Raw genomic sequence first — 20,346 nt, forward strand, 5'->3', positions numbered from 1 at the left:
ATCGTCATTTTTCCGTTTTTTTTAGATAAAATAAAAAATGCTTTCATAATTCAAGTATTTCTCTCTAAAATCGACTATACAAGGAGGTTGCGATATGATTGTCTCTGAACGCTTAGTTTTAAAGGTATTAACATCAAAAGAAGTCGTGACATTTTATCAAAATCATCGGGAAGCGTCTTTAAAACAGTGGATGCCGAATGAAGTTTATCAGAATGTAGCTGAAGCGACTCGTGCGATTGAATTTTTTTCAAGCTGTGTTCATCAGAAGGAGTTGCCTTATGTTTTAGGGATTTTTTGTAAAGAAAAGCAAATAGTAATTGGGGATATTGGAGTGAATGTTGTTGATGGGACATCAGATGAAATAGAAATTGGTTACAGTGTTTGCGAAGCTTATTGTGGACGAGGATATGCTACCGAGGCAGTTCAAGCAATGATTGAATTTGTTTTAGAGGAATTAAAAATAACAAAATTACAAGGAAGAGTATTAAAAGGAAATCTTGGCTCACAGCGAGTGTTAGAAAAAAATGGCTTTACTTTTATGAGAGAAGAAGCTAGTAGCGATGATCCATATGGTCAGGGTATGCTTGTTTATATTCATGTATAATTATGATAGCGCATCCATTTTGTTTTTATCAGCATTGTTTTTTATGTTACGTTAAATATAAGAAAATGAGGTGACTTGTATGAAAAAAACAATTGATTATCTATTCGTTTCGATTGTTCCGTTACTTGCGTTACTGTTCAATCTCTGGATGCAACGTTATGTGACTATTTTTTATGGAAGATATTACATGTTTTCATTATTGTTTCGTTTGCTATCAATAGCTATATTGTTTTTCACAGCGATAGGGGTGACTATTGTTGTGATGCGTTCTTTGGTTTATGCGGAAGAGTCTAGTTATCACCGACTGTTATTGATTAATTTTGGTGTCTATTTCTTTTTATCCTTTGCGCTGATCTTTAGAATAGCTGTGCTTGTTCGTTCGGTAGTGATTATGAATGGAATTTATTATTTCCCACTACTGGCGGGTTTATATCTAGGGCTGTGGATATATCTTAAAGTTACACAACAAAATAAACGTCCATTATAGTTCAAACTATAATGGCGTTTTTTCTGTTAGACAAACTAGTTTTTAAGTTTTCGCCAAGCTACAAAACCACTCACCATCACGATGATACTAACACCAGCAATTGGCAAAATATTTTCGGATTCTCCCGTTCTAGGTAAATTCTTGGAAGGGGGATTTTTTTCTTTAGCAGTTGGTTTATTTGTTTTTTTTGTTGACGAAGTTGTTTTTGATTCAGTTGTATGCTTTTTTGTGCTACTAGTTGACGTTTCCTCTTTGGAAGAAGAATCGTTGGTACTATTAGTAGAAGTTTCATTTTCAGTTGTTGATTCTGTGGAACCAGTTGTTTCACTTGTCGAAGATTCTATGGTGCTGCTTGATTGTGTATGTGTATCTGAAGTCGATTCTCCCGAGTTTGATTCTGAGGTTTTGGTGCTCGATTCTATGGTGCTACTTGATTGAATTTCTTCATCACTTGAATCATCGGGTTCTTCAGGTATTTCTGGCGTTTGCGCGATTTGATTGAATTGTTGATTTTCTTCAAATAATTTTCCGACTTCCAGTAATAAATAGTCGTTATTTTGAGCAGCCATAAATTGAATGCCTAAGGGTAAGCCATCTGTTGAAACATAAGTTGGTAAACTAATCGCAGGTGTACCTGTTAAATTTGCTACTTGGGTAAACGGTGTATGCGTTAGACCTGGTAACCATTGATCATAAACTAGTTGCAATTTTTCTTCTTTAGACAAAGTTTCCATATTCTTGATAGCTTCAATGTGTTCTGGAAGCATAGCTGTATCATTTAGCAAAGGGGCAGTCGAAGCAGTCGTCGGTGTTAAAAATAAAGGATATTTTTCTTGAAACGAAGCCAGTTCTGCACCAATTTGTCGAACTTCTTCCCATGCTTGATCAACGTCTGCGGTTGTTAAATCTTTACTTGTTTGAAATAATGCCCAAGTCGTCCAATCAACATCTTCCATTTCAACCGGTCGTTTTGCTTGTTGTTTAGCTAAAAAATCAATGATGCCCATGGAGCTAGCACCGATTGTATAATAATTTTCCATCAACTGGACACCGTCATAAGGTTGCTCGACTTCTTCTACTTGAAAGCCTTGTTGACGTAAAAAATCAACGGCTGTTTCTACTGCTTGAACGGCTTCTGGTTCAACGGGCGTACCCACAGGTGATTTAGTCGAGTAGGCGATTTTAACGTCTTGTGTTAATGAAAGTTGTGGCAATTCTTGTGTTTTAAACGTATCAAACAAAGTGATGGTATCATCCATCGTTTTTGTTTCTGCGAAATGACTGGTTTGCCCACGTTCGCTAGCGGAATTGCCAACTAAAACACCTCGAGAAGGCTTCATCCCAATAATGCCATTCCAAGAAGCTGGGATACGAATGGAACCACCGGCATCGCTTCCTGTACCAATCGGTGTATAACCAGCAGCGACCCCAGTTGCTGAACCGCCAGAAGAACCGCCTGCTTGATATAAAGGATTCCATGCACTACCTGTCGGACCATAGAGCTTGGAATTTGTAATATTTTTTAGTCCCATTTCTGGATAGTTAGTCTGACCCACCACGATGAAACCAGCTTTTTGAAAAGCTTTTGTAAATGTTCCTGTTGATCGTGAGACAATATCTTTCGCAAAAGTTAAGCCATTTGAGTTGCTGCCACCAGCAATTGTATGACCCAATCCTTTGACAATCAAAGGTACACCTAAAAATGGTTGTCCGGTATCTTCAATTTCGGCAGCTTCTTTTAATGCTTCTGCTTCACGTAAAGAAATCATTGCATGATAGGTATCATCTTGCTCACGAATTTTTTGAAAAGCGAATTGGACAAGTTGGACACTAGTCACACGTCGTTGTCGGACAGCTTCTGCAAGTTCTAAAGCAGAACTATTTTCGTAATCTGCCAATGTAAAGGGACTTGCTGTTTCTGAAAAATTTTCTATAGATTCAGAAGAAACAGTAGATGACTCAGTTGTTGTTAAAGTAGAATCAGCTATGTTTTTTTCTGCACTACTAGAAGTTGCTTGTTCTTCTACTGATTCGAAAGTTTCAGACGAACTATTGGAAGTTTCTACACTTTCAGGAGTTGTCTGTTCAGTGTTGCTGGTCGAATCAATTGTATCTAAAACCCCTGTTGACACTGGAATAAGTAACATGCTTGTTGCTAATAAAATTCCCCATTGTTGCCATTTAAACCCTAACTTCTTCATAAGCATCCCCTTAAAATAACAAAATAGTTACATTTATTAGGCTAATGGAAAGCTAGATTCCTGTCAATTTACTTGATTGTTTGCTATTTCTATTGACGCTAGTTAACTAAAAGTATTCCGAATAAAAAGAATCAGTTAGCATTAGAGAATTTTGTTATGGAGGAATATCAAATGATTTTCATGCTACAAAATACCAATAGTATGAGTGGATGGTTCTTTTTGAGACTAAGGCATTGTTTGTTTTAGCTAGTCTCTTTTTTTACAAATGTTTGAAGGAATTGGTTATGAAGCAAAATGGTGGAACAAAAATGAAAATCCCGAAATGGCTTTGATTAATTTTGAAACGTCATCATGGAAAGCATTGTCTCAAAAAGAGATTAAAAAGATTTTACAAGCAGAATAAATTTCAACCGAGTGAAAGAAAAAGGCGAACGTACGACCCCCTCTTGTGATATACTAATAACGGATTAATATGTAAAAGAGGGGTTACTATCGGAAAAAGAAAAAAAACAATAAAAAGTCAGATGAAAAAAATACTACGTAAAAGCATTCGTAAATTGAAAAAAATATCACCATCAACAGCAGTCTCTTTATCTTCTGTTACCGCTAGTTTATATGGCGTATTAGGGGATGGTTTTGTGAAATTTTCGAATGATAATTTAATTACGTTATTTAATCAGATGGAGAGTATCATTAAGCGGTGGGCAGCATATCGTCCAGAATTATTGCTAAACTATCGTGATAATTTACCGCTATTTGATCTTGCAAAATATGCACTAATTGGTGTGCCTTTAATCATTTTAGTGTTACATTTTTTATCTTCTAAAAAAAGTCAGATTATTGCCTTTGCCTTTTCTATCTTACAATTAGGAATCTTTACGTATCTTAATAATTACACAGGGCAAGTTGTTTCAGCTGTATTAAATGATTATTCCGCTAATTTTGTTCGTTTGCTTTTTGATAATCCAAACAATATGTTTGGCATGCCGGCTTATTCATTAATGGTGGGCGTCATCGGCTTAGTTTTAACATCGTTATTTAAAGCAGTGAAGCGCTAGAATTTTTCTAGTGCTTTTTTCATTCTAGTCTTTTCATTCAAAAAAATTTACGGTATGATGAAATACGTGCATGAAATCGAGAATTTGTTCTCGGACTGGTTCGAAACCTCCCAGTTATAAAAAACTATATACCTCTTGAAAGGAGGTTGGAAATGCAACGACGAAAAGTAATTATTGATTGTGACCCTGGGATTGATGATATGCTAGCTCTAATGCTTGCTGTTCAAGCACCCGAGCTGGAAGTAGTTGGAATTACGATTGTTTGTGGAAATGTTCCGGTTCATTTAGGCGTAGAGAATGTCTTTCGCTGTTTGGAACGTTGTCACAGACTAGATATTCCTGTGTATCAAGGCGCAGCAACGCCTCTTAAGCGTGAATTTATTAGTGCCCAAGATACGCATGGGATGGATGGTTTAGGTGAAACGTATTTCCCTAGAACATCTGAAAAAACAATAGAAGCAGAAGATGCCGTAACTTATCTAGCGACTATTTTTGCTCAACCAACAGATATCTCAGTCATCGCCTTAGGACCATTGACAAATATTGCCCAAGCTTTGCAGAAAAATCCGCAGCTTGGAGTAAATATGCAACGTTTTGTTTCGATGGGTGGGACTTACAAAAGTCACGGCAACTGTTCACCCGTAGCGGAATATAACTATTGGTGTGATCCAGATGCTGCGTCCTATGTTTTTCAACATCTCAATCGAACTATCGAAATGATCGGATTGGATGTAACACGAGAAATTGTTTTTACGCCGACATTAATTGAATATTGTAAACGGATAAATCCAGAAATAGGACAATTTATTCAAGCAATCACTCGTTTTTACGTGGACTTTCATTGGCAACAAGAGCACATCTTAGGGTGTGTGATTAATGATCCACTTGCTGTTGCGTATTTTATTGATAGTACAATCTGTAAGGGATTTGAAAGTTTTACAGCCGTCGAAACAACTGGCATCAGCATAGGACAGACCTTAGTTGATCGCTATGATTTTTGGGAAAAACCTGTTAACAGTAAAATTTTAACTAAAGTAGATACGTATTCTTTCTTTGGGAAGTTTTTGACCGTCATTCTTCATGCACAAGAAGAGCTAATTCAAACGGACTTAAAAAACTTGATGTGAGGATGAATATGTACTATGAATCAAAAAAAGACCATCACTACTAGAGCAATTGCTATTGTTGCGCTCGCATTAGCATTAAACTACATCGGTGGGACAATTGCCTTATTTTTACGTTTACCTATTTATTTGGATACAATTGGGACGATTTTTGCAGCTGTACTATTAGGTCCAGCCTATGGTGTCTTAGCAGGAGTACTAAATGCTTTACTTAGTGGCTTAACAACTGACTTATTTGCCTTGTATTATGGACCTGTTCAAATCATTACTGGATTTTGTGCGGGTTACTTCTTAAAAAATCGTTTAGAAGGAAAACAAGTGGCAATCAAAGCCTTGTGGGTTTCATTGCCTGGAACTATTATAGCAACGATTATTACCGTCGTTTTATTTGGCGGAATCACATCGTCTGGTTCAAGTATTATTGTTCAATTACTACGTGGTATCGGCTTGTCACCAGTTGCCAGTGTATTACTTGTTCAACTCATTACAGATTATGCGGATCGCTTGGTTTCAATTATTTTAGTTTTATTAGTAGCTACTCGTATTAATAATCGTTCAATCAAAAAGTACTAGATTTTTCTAGTGCTTTTTTTTGAGCACATAATTGAGTCGTCTTGCAAAATCTAGGTGGAGATAAACAGTCATTTTTGCAAAGCGAATTTCTTCTTTGAACAGTTACCCAATCACTTTTTTTGCCACAGCTAGAACTACGATAAGCTAAAAAATAGAGGAAATAAGTAACTATGGCTAATTATTTCCTCTAAGCTTATTCTATTTGGTTTACTCTAATTGTTAAACAATCATATTTTCTTTAATTGCGTTTAAATCTTTAATTAAAATTTTACGATTTTGGATACTGATAGCCCCTGTCTCACGTAGTTGTTGCATCATGCGATTGACACTACTCGCAGAAGTGATACCACAAAAATGAGCGATTTCTTCATTCGTTACCACAAAATCAATTAAATATCCTTCCTGTGTTTTCACGCCAAATGTTTCATAAAGGTCATATAGCTGTGTACAGACTGCTCCAAATTTCCCATTCATCAGCATTTGCTGCATTTTTTTCATTGATTGTAATAAATTTACACGGTAATACTCTTTAACATAATTTTGTAATTGCGGACTTTGATTAATATCTTTCCAAAATTGTACACGATCAATTTGATAGAGCTCAGCGGTGGGCGATTCTACCCGAATATTAAAGGGGGCATCAATAAATCTTGAATATTCATCCCGTAATAAAGAAACAATTTCTAAGCCAGTAATATAACGCAGATTAAACTCTCGGCCATCATGAGAAATGACACTAGTTTTAATAATACCTTTTTTTAAAATATATGCGGAACTATCCTGTAATCCTTCATACATTAAATACTTTTTCTTCGTTCTAACAATCACTGGAAAAGAATGACTATCCAAATAATCTTGTAAGATTTGTTTATCCATCATCGTACTCCTTTTTTGCTTGTTCTCTAGCATTTAATCGTAGAAGCTCACAAAAAACAATAACAAATGTTAATAACATTTGCAAACGAAGAATGTTATTAGCAAATCGTTTGTACAAATCGACATTTTTTGTAAGGAGAAACTTTGTATAATGCAACTTGTGAAAGAAATTATTCGAAAAAATAATCTAATCATTTGAAAACTAATCTTTTAAAAAAGAGGTATGATATTTTTTCACAAATTTATGCTAGTAGAGGTGAACAAAGTAGTGGATGAGTTGGAAAAAGAATTGGGGGAGAAACATTTGGAAAGACCAGATAAACTATTTAATAAAGGATTTATTGGCATTACACTAATTAATTTTGTCGTTTACTTAGTCTATTATTTATTGATGGTGATTATCGCAGTAATTGCACAAGATCAGTTACATGCGACATTAGGACAAGCGGGCTTAGCGTCAGGCATTTATATTATTGGAACATTATTCGCTCGCTTATTGATGGGGAAAAAATTAGAATCTTATGGTCGGAAAGCAGTTTTGCGTTATGGATCCGTATTTTATTTATTAACAACCGTTGCATATCTGTACGTTCCATCGATTAGTCTCTTATATGTTGTCCGTTTGTTGAATGGTTTTGGCTATGGAACGGTCTCAACTGCTACAAATGCGATTGTCACAGCGTATATTCCTAAGGCGCGTAACGGTGAAGGCATCAACTATTATGGATTAAGTACCAGTTTGGCTGCCGCAGTTGGTCCTTTTATTGGGATGGTCTTATTAAATGTAACGAATTTTTACGTGATTATTGGTTTTTCAATTGCATTAATTACAATGACAACCATTGCTAGTTTTCTATTTCCTGTTAGAAACATGGTGTTGTCTGCGGAACATAAAAAGTTGGCTGCTTCATGGTCATGGGAAACATTTATTGAAAAGAAAGTCCTTTTTATTACGTTTATTGCCTTCTTAATGGGCTTTGCTTATTCTAGTGTATTAGCATTTCTTTCTTCTTATGCACAAATAATTCATCTCGTCAGCACAAGTTCGTTATTCTTTGTGGTTTATGCATTAGTTATTACAGCCACTCGTCCATTGTCAGGACGTATTTTTGATGCACATGGTGAAAATTATGTGATGTATCCAAGTTATATTTGTCTAACAATCGGTTTATTACTATTAAGTATCACTACGAGTAGTTGGTTGTTACTTTTCTCAGGCGCGTTTATTGGTTTAGGTTATGGAACATTTATGTCAAATGGACAAGCCATTTGTTTAAAAAAATGCGAAGGCCATCAAATTGGTGTCGCCTTGTCTACGTATTTTATCGGTTTGGATTTAGGCTTGGGAGTGGGCCCGTATTTATTAGGTGAATTGCGAAGTTTTATGTCTTTCCAAGGAATCTACCAGATTGCTAGTCTCTTGCCAATTGTTTGTATTGTCTTATATGCGTTATTTTATCAATCAAAAACTGTGTTACCAAGATTACAAGAAATTGAAGGAGAGAAGTAGGATGCAAACAGAAGAACAATTTGTTGAATTGATGAAACAAACTTTAACTACGCTGAATGAAATTAGTCATAAACTAGATGGCATTGAAGCGAATACGCAAGCTATCGATCAGGAACAACAAACCTTACAACACTCTGTATATTGCTTACAAAAAGTGGTGGAAAACGATAATTTTATTGGCTAATGAAATGCCACACATTCTCTTCTGAAAGTCTAGTAAACTAGGAAACTCTAAAAGAACATGCTAAAATGGAAAAAATAGACAATGATGAGGTGTGCCGATGAAGAAACCGATGAACTATTATTTGCCAATTATTTCCCATTATTTAGATGTTCCATATGATGATAAACCGCGACGTGTTCGTGTGTTATTACCTAGAGATTACGATCGACATGTCGAAGAAAACTATCCAGTTGTATACATGCATGATGGGCAAAATGTTTTTTACAGCAAAGAAGCTTACTCAGGCCATTCTTGGAAATTAATTCCTTTAATTAAGAACAGCCATGATTTACCCAAAATGATTGTTGTAGGGATTGATAATGCGGGAGAAGACCGATTAGATGAATACACACCTTGGCCCTTTGAGTTAAAAGAAGAAGTTGAAAGTCATGGCCATCCTGGTGGTATGGGAATACCGCATGGTGAATGGATTGTGAATACGGTCAAACCATTTATTGATAAACATTATCGGACTAAATCAGAACGCGAACATACTGCCCTAGTAGGAAGTTCCTTAGGAGGACTCATTACGGCGTATATGGGCGCAGCGTATCCTGAAACGTTTGGCTCCTTAGGTGTTTTTTCGTTAGCATCATGGTTGAGTGAAAAGGCCTTTTTAGATTTTATTGACAAGCATCCATTGCATCCAGAGACTAAAGTATATATTCAAGTTGGGACAGAAGAAGGTAACGAAGTAGATGAAGCCTTTGTTAATAAAAACATCAACCAAGCGTATATCGATAGTTCATTGTGGTACTATCAAACCATGCTACGAAATAATCACTCAATGGATAAAATTTGGTTGCGAATCTTAGCAGATGAGCACCATTTTGAGAAATACTGGGCTGACCACTTTGGTGAATACTTACAATTTACGTTTCATGATAAATAAAAAAAGTAGAAATTTCATTGTTGAAAATAGCTTGATTTCCTAGTTGAAGAATAGAAAAATGGCGATTTTCAAATTGGAAAAACTAAATAGAATGATCATCCGTTGCCGAAAAAGCAACGGATTTTTTAATAGAATAAAGTAGCAGTTTTCAAGAGAATCGAAAGCTTAGTTGTTATGTCTCTTTTATACTAGTCACCAGTCCGTTAACCAAGCTATCTATATTGTAGAACTTCTTGAATTAAAAGATTGACAAGATAAATTAAAGTCAACGCAGTCCAATGCTCTATATTTTTTCCTACCTGTTGATCGGCAAAATACAAGGAGACGGTACTTTGAGAACTTAATTCATTGATTGTGTCTAATGAGATTGAGATGAAAGGGATGTCTTTTATTTTTAATATATCTAGAGCTTCTTTATACTCATTTGTTAGCCCTTTCAAAGTAATCAAGATAAAAATATCCTCTTTACTTGCGTAGCCAGCGGTCAGTTCCAAATCATATTTATTACGCAAATAAAAAGTTGGCACGTCATAAATCAATAAATCAGTAGCTAGATTAGAAGCAACCTCTTCTTGTTTCCAGCCAGTTCCATAAGTATAGCGATTTTTGGCTTCTAAAATCATTTTAGCGGCTTTTTTTATGTTCACTTGATTGATCTTGTGGGTATATTCTATTTCATGTAACTGTAGGTTCAGAAAGTCTTGTGTAGATGAAGGTAAAATCTCTTCTGTATTTAATGATTCAGCAACTTTAAATTTAAAATCAGGGAAACCAGCGTACCCAAGTTTTTTAATTAATCGATATAAAGTTGAAGTAGAAACGTAAAGATTATCCGCTAAATCATTGATAGTAGAGTTTGGAATAGTCATACTTTGTTCACTTAGTTGCTTGAGTAACTGCTTATCGTTTTTGGATAAGCTATCTTCATATTCATTTAACAGTTGAGAAAATAAAAATTTCATTTTGTAAATCTCCTTTTCAAGCGTTCCTATTCTTTTATTTTAGCAGAAAAGAAAAATTTTTCATCTTTTGATAAGAATTTTCATATTAAGGAAAAGTCTATCATGATTGTAAGCGGTTAATAAATGAGGTGGAAAATATGTTATAAAGTACATATCAAAACAAAAGGAGCGATTTTATGACAAACATTATCACAATTGCTGGAGGCGGAAGTGGGTATACACCAGGAATTTTATTAACAGTTTTACAGTATAAGAAAGATTTTCCAGTAAATGAAATTCGTCTGTATGATATTGATAAAGAACGCAATACGGATATGGGAATCATTATTGATTATCTATTGAAAAGAGATAATCACGATGTGAAATTGGTAGTTACGGAGGATCCTGAAACAGCATTTGCAGGAACAGATTTTATTTTTTCTCAAATTCGTCCAGGCGGTATGAAGATGCGAGAAAAAGATGAAAAAATTCCATTAAAGCATGGCTTGGTCGGACAAGAAACATGTGGACTAGGTGGCTTTTCTTATGGTATGCGATCAATGAAAGCATTTATGGAATTATTAGGTTATATTCAAAAATTTGCACCTGAGGCTTGGGTCTTAAATTACACTAATCCTGAATCCATCGTTTCAGAAACAGTTCGTCGTCAATATCCAAATATAAAAATTGCCAATGCTTGTGATATGACAATTGGGATTGAAGAATTGATTGAAAACTCATTTGGCTATGATAGAGATAATTTTATTCCTACTTATTATGGATTGAATCATTTTGGTTGGTACAAAGAGATTTATGATACTAAAGCTGGCAAAGATGTGATGCCTGAAATCATTGAAAAAATCAAAGAAAAAGGATTTTACACAGATGATTTAGAAACTTCTTGGGCATATACGTATAATTTGATGGCAGAAATGACTAAGGACTTTTCAACAAATCTTCCAAATAATTACTTACAGTATTATTTATATTCAGAACAAATTACGAAGCATGAAAATCCTAATTACACCCGAGCGAATGAGATTATGGATGGTCGCTTAAAGAAAATCAAAGAGACTGTCGCAAAAATTGAAGAAAAACGTGAGTTAGACACGATTGATTATCAAGCTGGTGTTCATGGCATTTATATTGTAAAGATTGCTATTTCAATTTTACATAATAAAAATGATCGCTTCATGCTAATTGTACCAAATAAAGGGGCTATTCCTAATTTGAGAGAAGATGCAGTGGTTGAAGTTCCTTGCTATGTAAATGCTAGAGGTGTAGAGCCTATTTCATTACGTTTTGATATCCCAGATTTCCATAAAGGACTAATGGAAGCGCAAGTTGCAGCGGAAAAATTATTAGTTGATGCGTTCTTCGAAAATTCTTATCAAAAAGCATTAGAAGCGTTCACTTTGAATCAAACGGTACCAAACGCTGTTGTTGCTAAAAAAGTACTGGATGAAATGATTGAAGCTAATGGGGATTATTGGGTAGAGTTAAAATAGGAGATGAAAATATGAACTTATTAATTGTAAATGCGGATGATTTTGGTTACAGTGCTGGCATCAATTATGGAATTATTGACGCTTACCAGCAGGGAATTCTGTCTTCAACGACTTTGATGGCTAATATGCCAGGATTCGAGCAGGCGATTATTTTGGCTAAAGAGAATCCTGGACTAGGAATAGGTGTACATCTAACTTTAACATGCGGAAGCCCAGTCAAAAAAGGGGCTGAGAGTTTAGTTGAAGCTGACGGAAAATTTCATGCGTTGTCATTTTATGAAAAAAATTTTTCCATTAACTTAACGGAATTGTATGATGAATGGAAAGCTCAGATAGACAAGGTAATTGCAAGTGGTATCCAACCCACACATTTAGATAGTCATCACCATGTGAATTCGGTTCAACCATTGACAACAGTCTTTGAACGTTTGGCTCAGGAATACAATTTACCAGTCAGACATAATTATGAAGTGACAGCAGGTCTTGTGACAACCAAGCGTTTCTTTACCACTTTGGATTCCTTAGGCAGAGATAAAGACATTTGGAAACCAATGACTATCCACAATTTGATAGAGGACGTCAAAACTTTTGGAACAGTGGAAGCGATGACCCACCCTGGTTATATCGATGCTGTCGTTTTGGATAATTCGAGCTTAAGTGACAATCGAGCGTATCAATTAAGAGAATTGCAGAAAGAAAGTTACCAAGAGATAATAAAACATCATCAAATCACCTTAGGAACTTACGCAGATTTATAGTTATTATGGATCTGTAACATAAGGAAGAACAAGACGAAAATATCCGAACAAAATAGGAATGAGTTACGTCAAATCAAGGAACAATCTTCTAATGTTCGGATATTTTACTGGAAATCAACTTATGTTACAGTTCCATGATTAGATAATCTTCTACAAAAATGATTAAAATGGAAAAGGAGCCTACTATGAAAGAAAAGATGCAAAAAAGTATTCAAGCTTTTGCTAGAGCTATTATTCAGCCAGTAATGTTTATGGCAGTTACGGGTTTATTAATTTCCGTAGCAGCAGTATTTAAATTGGAACAAATGCCGACTCTGATACAAGATTTAGGAAATGGAATTTTTACAGTTTTAACGGGTGGTGTTATTGGTCAATTATCAGTCATCTTCTGTGTTGGTATAGCCGCAGCCATGGCTAAAAAGAAAAAAACTGATGCTGCGATATTAGGAATCATGGTTTTTCTAGTTTTTCTTTATACAAATAACTTTTGGTTAGAATTTACCGGCCGATTGGCAAAAGCTGGTGATCAAGGGTTATATGGTACAGGTCAAAATATGGTTTTAGGTATTCAAGTGACGGATATGGGTGTTTTTCTAGGTATTTTGTTAGGATGTCTGGTTGGTTATTTTATCAATCGTTTTGGTAATGTAAAATTTCATAAGTATCTTTCTCCTTATGAAGGAACAAAATTTGCTTACTTTTTACTATTGATTGTAACCGCTTTATTAGCTATTTTGGTTACTTATATTTGGCCAATAGTTAATAGTGGTATTAGTGTATCTGTAGGCGCGATGTCAAGTATGGGCGCATTTGGTTTCTTCCTATATGGTTTCTTAAACCGTATGTTGTTACCGTTTGGTATGCATCATCTACTCTATATGCCTTTATATTGGACACCATTAGGAGGCTCCGCCGAAGTTGCTGGCAAAACTTATAGTGGCGCTATGAATATCTGGTTGGCTGAAATCGGTAATATAGGTTCAGTCACATCCATTGATTCATCTATTGGTTATCTTGTAAACTTTGGTTATATTGCTTTGCCAATAGGTATTGCTCTAGCATTTATTAAAACTGCTCGCCCTAAAAATAAAGCTAAAGTAAAAGCTATCGTAATTCCGGCAGTAATTGCCGCTGCTTTAGCAGGGATCACTGAGCCAATTGAGTTTCTATTCTTGTTTATTTCACCATTCTTGTGGGTTGTTCACGGAATTATTTATGGATTAGGACTGTTAATTTCAAATGTGGTTGGTTTAAATGTTGTAGTAGAAAATTTGGTCAATACAATCATGTATTCTCTTACTATTCCTATGAATTTAGGTAGACAATGGTTGCTCTTGCCAATTGGAATTTTAATGGTAGCCATTGAGTACTTTGTGTTCAAATTCCTAATTATTAAGCTGAATATTCCTACTTTAGGTCGTGAAGATATTCTAGAAGAAAGTGGACCGACTGATGAAAAACTAGCGGAAGAAATCAATAAGTCAGTTGCGCCTAATGATCAATTAGCCATGATTGTTAGAGGGCTAGGTGGCAAAGAAAATATTAGTGAAATCAATAATTGCTACACTCGTCTGCGAATCGATGTCAATGATGCTGAAAAAGTGGATATGGAAGAATTAAAGAAATATCCTTCTTCAGGAATCGTTGATAAAGGCAAACATATTCAAATTATTGTCGGTTTAGGCGTACAAAATGTTCGTGATGATTTGGAAGTTTATTTAGAAAATTTATCTTAAAAAAATAATGAATTTAATAATAAGAAGCAGCCCTCTATTTGCATGCAAAGTAGAGGGCTGCTTCTTTTATAGTTAATTATTTAACTAGAATAGTACTCCAAAAGAAGGTCAGCCTTCTTATAAAAACAGTAGAACCTCTATTCATACTGACTTTTCATACTTTCCGATATTTTCGTAATCCTAAGATATTTGCACTGGTAAACAATAAAGCAAACAGGAGTAATACGCCTAAATCTGTAGCAATAGCATCAAAACCTTGTCCTTTAAACATCACGCTAGTTAATGCATCCCCCGCATAAGTTAAAGGTAGAAATTTACCGATTGTTTGTACCCACTTTGCCATCGTATCAAGTGGAAGAATACCAGCAAAAAAGATTTGGGGGATGACTACCAAAGGAATAAATTGCATCATTTGAAATTCTGAAGATGCAAAAGTAGAAACAAATAGTCCCATCGATAGCGCCACAAAAGCAATTAAGAGATTAATAACAAAGACCCAAATCAGGTCGCCAACAATGGTTAAATCCAAAATATAAGTTGCGTATAAGACGATTAAAATTGTTTGGACAATAGCAAATAAACCATAGCCAGTCATATAGCCTAAAATAATTTCACTACGCTTAACAGGAGTCGCTAATAAACGTTCCAATGTTCTCTTGGTTCGTTCTCGCAGTAACGAGATCCCTGAAATCAAAAAGACAAAGAAGAAGACAAAAAAGCCAATTAAAATAGGGAAGAGCGTATCAAAAAAATCAGAGTCATGACTACCATAAAGATACTGATTAGTAATGGTATAGGTTGGTAATTCATTAGAAATTGGAAGATTCTGTAGCGAACTGCTCATGAGCAGATTCGGCAAAAGACCTTCCAGTTGTTTACTTTTAGTAGGATCAGCATTTTCGTAAGTCACAGTCAAAGTGGTATCTTTTCCTTCGATAAAAGCATCCAGATTATTATTCTCAATAATATTCTTGGCAGAAGCGGTGACAGTAAACTCTGTTAGCGCCACGGTATCAGGAAATTGTTTAATCAGCGTACTAGGAACTTGTCGATAACCAATTGTTAGTTGATTGTCCGTTTCACGATCAAAAACAATGTGCATCAGTGTTAAAATGAACAAAGGTGCAATCATCATTAACAGGAGTGTCCGTTTGTCACGAATCATCTCTTTTAAAATTCGTTGAACGAGTGCTTTATAGCGCATGTTTTTCCACCTCGGCTTTTAAGAAAACTTCTTCAACTGTTGCGGCATGAAACTGTGTTTTTAATGATTGGGGTGTTCCTAAGGCAAATAGCTGACTATCAATAATTAGACCGAGAGAATCGCATTTTTCAGCTTCATCCATCACATGTGTTGTTACGAGAATACTTTTTCCACGATTCGCTAATTCTCGTAACTTTTGCCAAATTTCAACTCGTAAGCGTGGATCAATCCCGACAGTTGGTTCGTCCAAAATTAATAAATCAGGATCAGCAAGGAGCGTAATTGCTAACGAAAGACGACGTTTCATCCCGCCAGAATATTTTTTAACAGTAGTATTTTGAAATTCGGTTAGTTTCATTAAAGTTAATTGTTCCTCACAGGCTTGTTTTAAAACACTTTTTTTTAAGCCCATCATCTGTCCAAAAAAGTAGAGATTTTCTTTGCCAGTAAGTTCTTCGTAGAGGGCATCTTCTTGGGCCATGTAGCCAATGCGTTTTAAAATTGCCCGATTTGGCATAGTTGTTTCTAAGACTCGGCTGCTTCCTTTGGTTAAGGTTTCCATCCCCATCAAACATTTCACTAACGTTGATTTACCAGCACCACTTGGACCGATTAAGCAAAGAATCGTTCCAGCATCGACAGTTAGCGAGACATCATTTAAAGCAGTAAAATGTTGAAATATTTTAGTCGCATGTATTAATTCGATTGTCGCCATTAGTTTCTCCTCCTAAATTAGACACGGTGTCTAATAAAAAGTATACTCCTATTGTAATCCAATTTTTGGGGAAGACAATTGAAAAAAAGAGATAGTAAACATTTACAATACAATCGTCTAGTAAAATTGATTAAGGAGAAAAAGATGGAAGATACTTTCTTGGATGTTCGTGTGCAACGAACAATGAAAAAAATTACACAGGCATTAATTGAATTGCTAAAAGAAAAAAGTCTAGAAGAAATTACAGTGAAGGAAATTATTACAAAAGCGACCATTAGCCGAGGAACGTTTTATCTGCACTATCAAGATAAAAATGATTTAATCAAAAAATTAAAAGATACGTACTTACACCACTTCTTTCCAAAAGTCCTGGCAGCTTTTAATGGGCAACGAGTTGATTTTTTCTTAGAAGCGCTAACCTTTTTGAAAGGGGAAGGAGAATTAATTGCCTTATTACTTTCAACGAATGGCTCTCTCGTAGTACAGAATGATATTCGTCATGTTTTGCAACAGTATGGGAAAAAATATATGGTGGAACAATTAAAAGGGGACACACTTACTGCGTTAGAAGAGCATTATTTTGTGATTTATTACAGTAATGCGGCATTTAGTGTCATGCAAGAATGGGTGAACCGCGGGCAGCAAGAAACACCGGAAGAGATGGTGAAGATTTTAGATACAATTGTACCCAGTGAATTTTTTCGATAAAAAAGAAGCATAGGTTATCCATGCTTCTTTAACTGACTAAATTTTTCCTTGTCGCTCCAATGAACCGAAGAAATAAGGAAGTTGCTCACGCCAAGCAGTCCAGTCATGAGGAATATCATGTCCCCAGTAATCAAACCAGCCAGGAATTCTTTTACTTTCAAAAATATCTTGTAATTCGCGAGTTGCTAAGATATGAGGTCCTTCCCAGTCCCCTTGACCGACGCAGACAATAAAGGTATTTTGACGGTAACGTTCTAAGAACCAATTGTCTGCCATATTTTTTAGGTAGTCAACAGGGGAATTAAAGTAAACGGCTTGATCACCATAAAAATCACCTGTGAAGAAACGGGCATCATAGACACCACTTAACGCAATACTGATATCAAAAATATCTGGATGGCGTAAGGCAAAATTGGCTGCGTGGAAACCACCCATACTACAACCAGCTGCGATCATTGCACCGCCCCAATTTGATTCATAGCGAATTAAAGGCACCAATTCTTCAATGATATAACGGTCGTATTGATTATGCGTTTCACCAATATCATGCGGACTGCGACTAGTGGCGAGCCAGGATTCGTTATCTAGAGAATCAGGTGTATAAAATTTCACTAAACCACGATCGATAAATGAACGACAAGCTTCAATCATGCCGAAATCAGCAAATTCATTTTGGCTTCCACCAGATGAGGGAAAGACGATAACGGGTTTTCCTGCATGTCCATAAACATTAAAATGCATTTCGCGGTTCAAATGACCGCTATAATGACTTCTTCTTTCAAAGTGCATAAAAAACCTCCTAGTATTTTTCGCGAATAAATGCGAAATAGTCGAATAACTGTTCTTCCGATGGCGTGCGCACAAGGTAACCTTCATCGCCCATAATTGCCGCAAAAATGCCAGGAATAGTTTGAATGTTAATCAGATTTTCACCTAAATAGTGGCGAATATCATCGTTTGAATGAACGTAGTTATAGGTTTTGTACTGTCTTGAAACATAACCACAGTAATACGGACGATCAACTGTTGCGTAGAATTTATTGTCTTTTACGACATTTGCGTATTCTTTGAAGATATCAATGTCATTTCCGTAGTTGAACATATCAATAGTGGCACCGCCTGGTGGACGTAAATTGACTTCTAATGGTAAAAGAGTGCCGTCTGCAATACGGAAAAATTCGAAATGGAAGAAACGTTCTTTTGTATTGAAAGCCTGCACCATTTTTGAACCCATTTCGTATAAATCTTCTGGAACTTCACGAGACAGATAGAAATACATATCATTATTATTTTCAACAGTTTCTAATACAGCCACATTATAAAGTAGACTTGAATAATAAACGATGTTTCCATCATGATCTACTAGACCATCAAAAGTTACGATATCACCTGGAATGAATTCTTCCATGATATAAGTCACTTCTGGATGACGAATGTCAAAGAAGTGGGCTAATTCAGCTTCATTCTTAATTTTGTAGGTATCACCAGCACCAACCCCACTATCTGGTTTAATGATTACTGGGAAATTTAACTCGTTAGCTAATTCAAAACCTTCTTCACGTTCATGAAAAACGCGTCCATTCGCCACAGGTAATCCAATACTACGAAAAACTTCTTTCATCGCAGATTTATGCTTAATTGCATCCAAATCGTTTTCTTTATAGCCAAAAACATTAAAATCCGTTCGTAGGCGAGCATCAAGTTCTAACCAATGCTCGTTATGAGATTCAATCCGATGAATACGCCCATATTTATGAGCAAAATAGGCGACAGCACGGTAAACTTGATGATAGTCTTCCATATTATCTACCCGATAGTAATCGGTGAGCGCATTTTTTAATGTTTGAGACAATTGTTCATAAGGGACATCCGCAATTCCAAGAGTATTAAAACCAGTTTCTTGTAGACGTGGGGCAAAGGTAGCAAAGTTATCTGGAAAATGCGGTGAAATCATAACGAAATTTAATTTGTTTTCCATATAGATCACCTTTTATTGTTTTTATTGTTAATCATAGCATATTATCTTTTTGAAATCTAACTATTTTTTAATCTTAGAGACTGGTTTTCCCATCAAAATACAAGATAACTTTTTTGATAAAAATTAAGAAAAAAGCGGTTAGTTAGCCTTAGATTTTACAAATGAGCAGTTCTTTTCTATAATTAAATTATACAAAGTCTAGTATTTGTATAAATCTGATAAGGGAGAGGATTCAAATGACCGACAAAACCAAAGAAAAAGTTTATGCCGAGCGTCAACACTCATACAAGTCAGAAAAAGAGCAGATTTTTAAAGAGGCGCAGAAAGAAGCAGTCAAAAACAAAGTAATCGAGCCTAAGAAAAAAGAAGAGAAATAATAAATTCCCAGCAAAGAATGCCTTTGCTGGGAATTTTTTTAAGGTAATTTTGTATAAAAACGTTCATTGCCTTGAAAGACAACCAATTCTTTGACATCAAATGTCCGTAATAAGTTAGCCATTTCTGGAAATAGGAGGCGATAGTCTTCTGCGACATGAGCATCGGAGCCTAGCGTAAATAATTTGCCACCTAAGCTTTGGTACAACGGAATAGCATAACGATACAATTTTTCGTTTTGGTATCGGCCAAAACTTTTGGCGTTAATCTCCATCGCCAATTCACGCTGGATGACTTTTTTAAAGATAGCAATCAATTCTTTTTCAAAATGGTTTTCTAATTCTTCAGGGGTAAAATCAAAACGACGTAATCCATATTCGAAGTGAGTTAAAATATGACCATCTGGAAAAGAGTCCAACACTTTTGACATTTGATCAAAGTACATTTTTGCAACGGCAAATTTGTCTTTTTTCAAAACAATATCATCCATGTAGTCGAATTGACCATTTTGATGAATACTCAATAATTTTAAATCGTACGTATGACTAGCAAGATAGTCTTGAATTTTGTTTTCTTGACCAGGAACGATCCCTAATTCGATTCCACGCAAAAATGTAATATCGTACTGTTCATTTAATTCGGCTAATTTTTTCGTTAACATATCATAATCAGGAATATCATCTTTGAAACCTGTACCGGCATTTTCTAAATCAAAATGGTCGGTAGCTACAAAAAATTCAGGTTGATTTACAAGATAGTTTTCAAATTGTTCATCTGAGTCAAAGGATAAGAATGTGTGCAAGTGCTGATCGTAATAGTTCATATAAGAGCCTCCTTTTTTTCAAACAGTACCACAATTTTATTCGTTTAGCTAG

Annotated in this window: 21 protein-coding genes and 1 riboswitch; of the genes, 13 read left to right on the forward strand and 8 right to left on the reverse strand. The window is 35.5% G+C overall.

From position 1 onward, the window contains the following. Nucleotides 1-94: 94 nt before the first annotated feature. Nucleotides 95-604, forward strand: coding sequence for a GNAT family N-acetyltransferase (locus AC4BC5_RS09495; RefSeq protein ID WP_490495158.1), 510 nt, complete (start codon nt 95-97; stop codon nt 602-604). A gap of 79 nt (nt 605-683) precedes the next feature. Beyond that, the gene (locus AC4BC5_RS09500) at nt 684-1,091 is read left to right on the forward strand and encodes a hypothetical protein (RefSeq protein ID WP_490495159.1); all 408 of its coding nucleotides are present in this window, start codon (nt 684-686) and stop codon (nt 1,089-1,091) included. A gap of 35 nt (nt 1,092-1,126) precedes the next feature. Here AC4BC5_RS09500 and AC4BC5_RS09505 read toward each other — a convergent pair whose 3' ends face one another. Then, nucleotides 1,127-3,292, reverse strand: coding sequence for an amidase family protein (locus AC4BC5_RS09505; protein WP_490495160.1), 2,166 nt, complete (start codon nt 3,290-3,292; stop codon nt 1,127-1,129). Nucleotides 3,293-3,849: 557 nt separating this feature from the next. Between AC4BC5_RS09505 and AC4BC5_RS09510 the strand changes: the two genes are divergently transcribed. The 3 genes from AC4BC5_RS09510 (at nt 3,850) to AC4BC5_RS09520 (ending at nt 6,047) form a co-directional block, all read left to right on the forward strand. Further along, the gene (locus AC4BC5_RS09510; RefSeq protein ID WP_490495161.1) at nt 3,850-4,350 is read left to right on the forward strand and encodes a hypothetical protein; all 501 of its coding nucleotides are present in this window, start codon (nt 3,850-3,852) and stop codon (nt 4,348-4,350) included. Between the two features lie 89 nt (nt 4,351-4,439). Beyond that, a riboswitch (PreQ1 riboswitch) is annotated at nt 4,440-4,484 on the forward strand. Nucleotides 4,485-4,502: 18 nt separating this feature from the next. After that, nucleotides 4,503-5,477 (forward strand): nucleoside hydrolase, encoded by a 975-nt coding sequence (locus tag AC4BC5_RS09515; RefSeq protein ID WP_490495162.1) that lies wholly within the window; start codon nt 4,503-4,505, stop codon nt 5,475-5,477. Nucleotides 5,478-5,492: 15 nt separating this feature from the next. Further along, on the forward strand, nt 5,493-6,047 hold the full coding sequence (locus AC4BC5_RS09520) for an ECF transporter S component (RefSeq protein WP_490495163.1): 555 nt from the start codon (nt 5,493-5,495) through the stop codon (nt 6,045-6,047). Nucleotides 6,048-6,266: 219 nt separating this feature from the next. On the opposite strand, the gene AC4BC5_RS09525 is transcribed toward AC4BC5_RS09520, so the two are convergent. Beyond that, on the reverse strand, nt 6,267-6,923 hold the full coding sequence (locus AC4BC5_RS09525; protein WP_490497533.1) for a Crp/Fnr family transcriptional regulator: 657 nt from the start codon (nt 6,921-6,923) through the stop codon (nt 6,267-6,269). Between the two features lie 277 nt (nt 6,924-7,200). Here AC4BC5_RS09525 and AC4BC5_RS09530 point away from each other — a divergent pair, with 277 nt between their 5' ends. From AC4BC5_RS09530 to AC4BC5_RS09540, 3 genes are all read left to right on the forward strand, one after another. Next, on the forward strand, nt 7,201-8,433 hold the full coding sequence (locus AC4BC5_RS09530) for an MFS transporter (RefSeq protein ID WP_490497534.1): 1,233 nt from the start codon (nt 7,201-7,203) through the stop codon (nt 8,431-8,433). Nucleotide 8,434: 1 nt separating this feature from the next. Beyond that, a complete protein-coding gene (locus AC4BC5_RS09535) occupies nt 8,435-8,617 on the forward strand; it encodes a hypothetical protein (RefSeq protein ID WP_490495164.1) in 183 nt (60 codons plus the stop codon). Between the two features lie 91 nt (nt 8,618-8,708). Beyond that, nucleotides 8,709-9,548, forward strand: coding sequence for an alpha/beta hydrolase (locus tag AC4BC5_RS09540; protein WP_490495165.1), 840 nt, complete (start codon nt 8,709-8,711; stop codon nt 9,546-9,548). A 212-nt stretch (nt 9,549-9,760) separates the two neighbouring features. Here AC4BC5_RS09540 and AC4BC5_RS09545 read toward each other — a convergent pair whose 3' ends face one another. Continuing rightward, entirely contained in the window at nt 9,761-10,510 is a 750-nt protein-coding gene (locus tag AC4BC5_RS09545) for a MurR/RpiR family transcriptional regulator (RefSeq protein WP_490495166.1), read from the reverse strand. A 176-nt stretch (nt 10,511-10,686) separates the two neighbouring features. Between AC4BC5_RS09545 and AC4BC5_RS09550 the strand changes: the two genes are divergently transcribed. From AC4BC5_RS09550 to AC4BC5_RS09560, 3 genes are all read left to right on the forward strand, one after another. Beyond that, complete coding sequence (locus AC4BC5_RS09550; RefSeq protein ID WP_490495167.1) at nt 10,687-11,997, forward strand: family 4 glycosyl hydrolase; 1,311 nt, start codon at nt 10,687-10,689, stop codon at nt 11,995-11,997. Between the two features lie 11 nt (nt 11,998-12,008). After that, nucleotides 12,009-12,755 (forward strand): carbohydrate deacetylase, encoded by a 747-nt coding sequence (locus AC4BC5_RS09555; RefSeq protein ID WP_490495168.1) that lies wholly within the window; start codon nt 12,009-12,011, stop codon nt 12,753-12,755. Between the two features lie 185 nt (nt 12,756-12,940). Beyond that, nucleotides 12,941-14,491 (forward strand): PTS transporter subunit EIIC, encoded by a 1,551-nt coding sequence (locus tag AC4BC5_RS09560; RefSeq protein WP_490495169.1) that lies wholly within the window; start codon nt 12,941-12,943, stop codon nt 14,489-14,491. 154 nt (nt 14,492-14,645) lie between these two features. Here AC4BC5_RS09560 and AC4BC5_RS09565 read toward each other — a convergent pair whose 3' ends face one another. Continuing rightward, the gene (locus AC4BC5_RS09565; RefSeq protein ID WP_490495170.1) at nt 14,646-15,695 is read right to left on the reverse strand and encodes an ABC transporter permease; all 1,050 of its coding nucleotides are present in this window, start codon (nt 15,693-15,695) and stop codon (nt 14,646-14,648) included. After that, entirely contained in the window at nt 15,685-16,410 is a 726-nt protein-coding gene (locus tag AC4BC5_RS09570; protein ID WP_490495171.1) for an ABC transporter ATP-binding protein, read from the reverse strand. The genes AC4BC5_RS09565 and AC4BC5_RS09570 overlap by 11 nt, the downstream gene beginning before the upstream one ends. Before the next feature lie 78 nt (nt 16,411-16,488). Here AC4BC5_RS09570 and AC4BC5_RS09575 point away from each other — a divergent pair, with 78 nt between their 5' ends. Beyond that, the gene (locus AC4BC5_RS09575; RefSeq protein ID WP_490495172.1) at nt 16,489-17,118 is read left to right on the forward strand and encodes a TetR/AcrR family transcriptional regulator; all 630 of its coding nucleotides are present in this window, start codon (nt 16,489-16,491) and stop codon (nt 17,116-17,118) included. 36 nt (nt 17,119-17,154) lie between these two features. On the opposite strand, the gene AC4BC5_RS09580 is transcribed toward AC4BC5_RS09575, so the two are convergent. Together AC4BC5_RS09580 and AC4BC5_RS09585 are read right to left on the reverse strand one after the other, a co-directional pair. Then, nucleotides 17,155-17,907, reverse strand: coding sequence for an esterase family protein (locus AC4BC5_RS09580; RefSeq protein ID WP_490495173.1), 753 nt, complete (start codon nt 17,905-17,907; stop codon nt 17,155-17,157). A 10-nt stretch (nt 17,908-17,917) separates the two neighbouring features. Continuing rightward, on the reverse strand, nt 17,918-19,096 hold the full coding sequence (locus AC4BC5_RS09585; protein WP_490495174.1) for an ATP-grasp domain-containing protein: 1,179 nt from the start codon (nt 19,094-19,096) through the stop codon (nt 17,918-17,920). Between the two features lie 236 nt (nt 19,097-19,332). On the opposite strand from AC4BC5_RS09585, the gene AC4BC5_RS09590 reads away from it, so the two are divergent. Continuing rightward, a complete protein-coding gene (locus AC4BC5_RS09590; protein ID WP_490495175.1) occupies nt 19,333-19,473 on the forward strand; it encodes a hypothetical protein in 141 nt (46 codons plus the stop codon). A 38-nt stretch (nt 19,474-19,511) separates the two neighbouring features. Here the strand turns inward: AC4BC5_RS09590 and AC4BC5_RS09595 are convergent, their stop codons facing one another. Next, nucleotides 19,512-20,294: a PHP domain-containing protein gene (locus AC4BC5_RS09595; protein WP_490495176.1), complete on the reverse strand. Its 783-nt coding sequence runs from the start codon at nt 20,292-20,294 to the stop codon at nt 19,512-19,514. Nucleotides 20,295-20,346: the final 52 nt, after the last annotated feature.

It is taken from the genome of Enterococcus sp. AMC2644 (assembly GCF_058216475.1).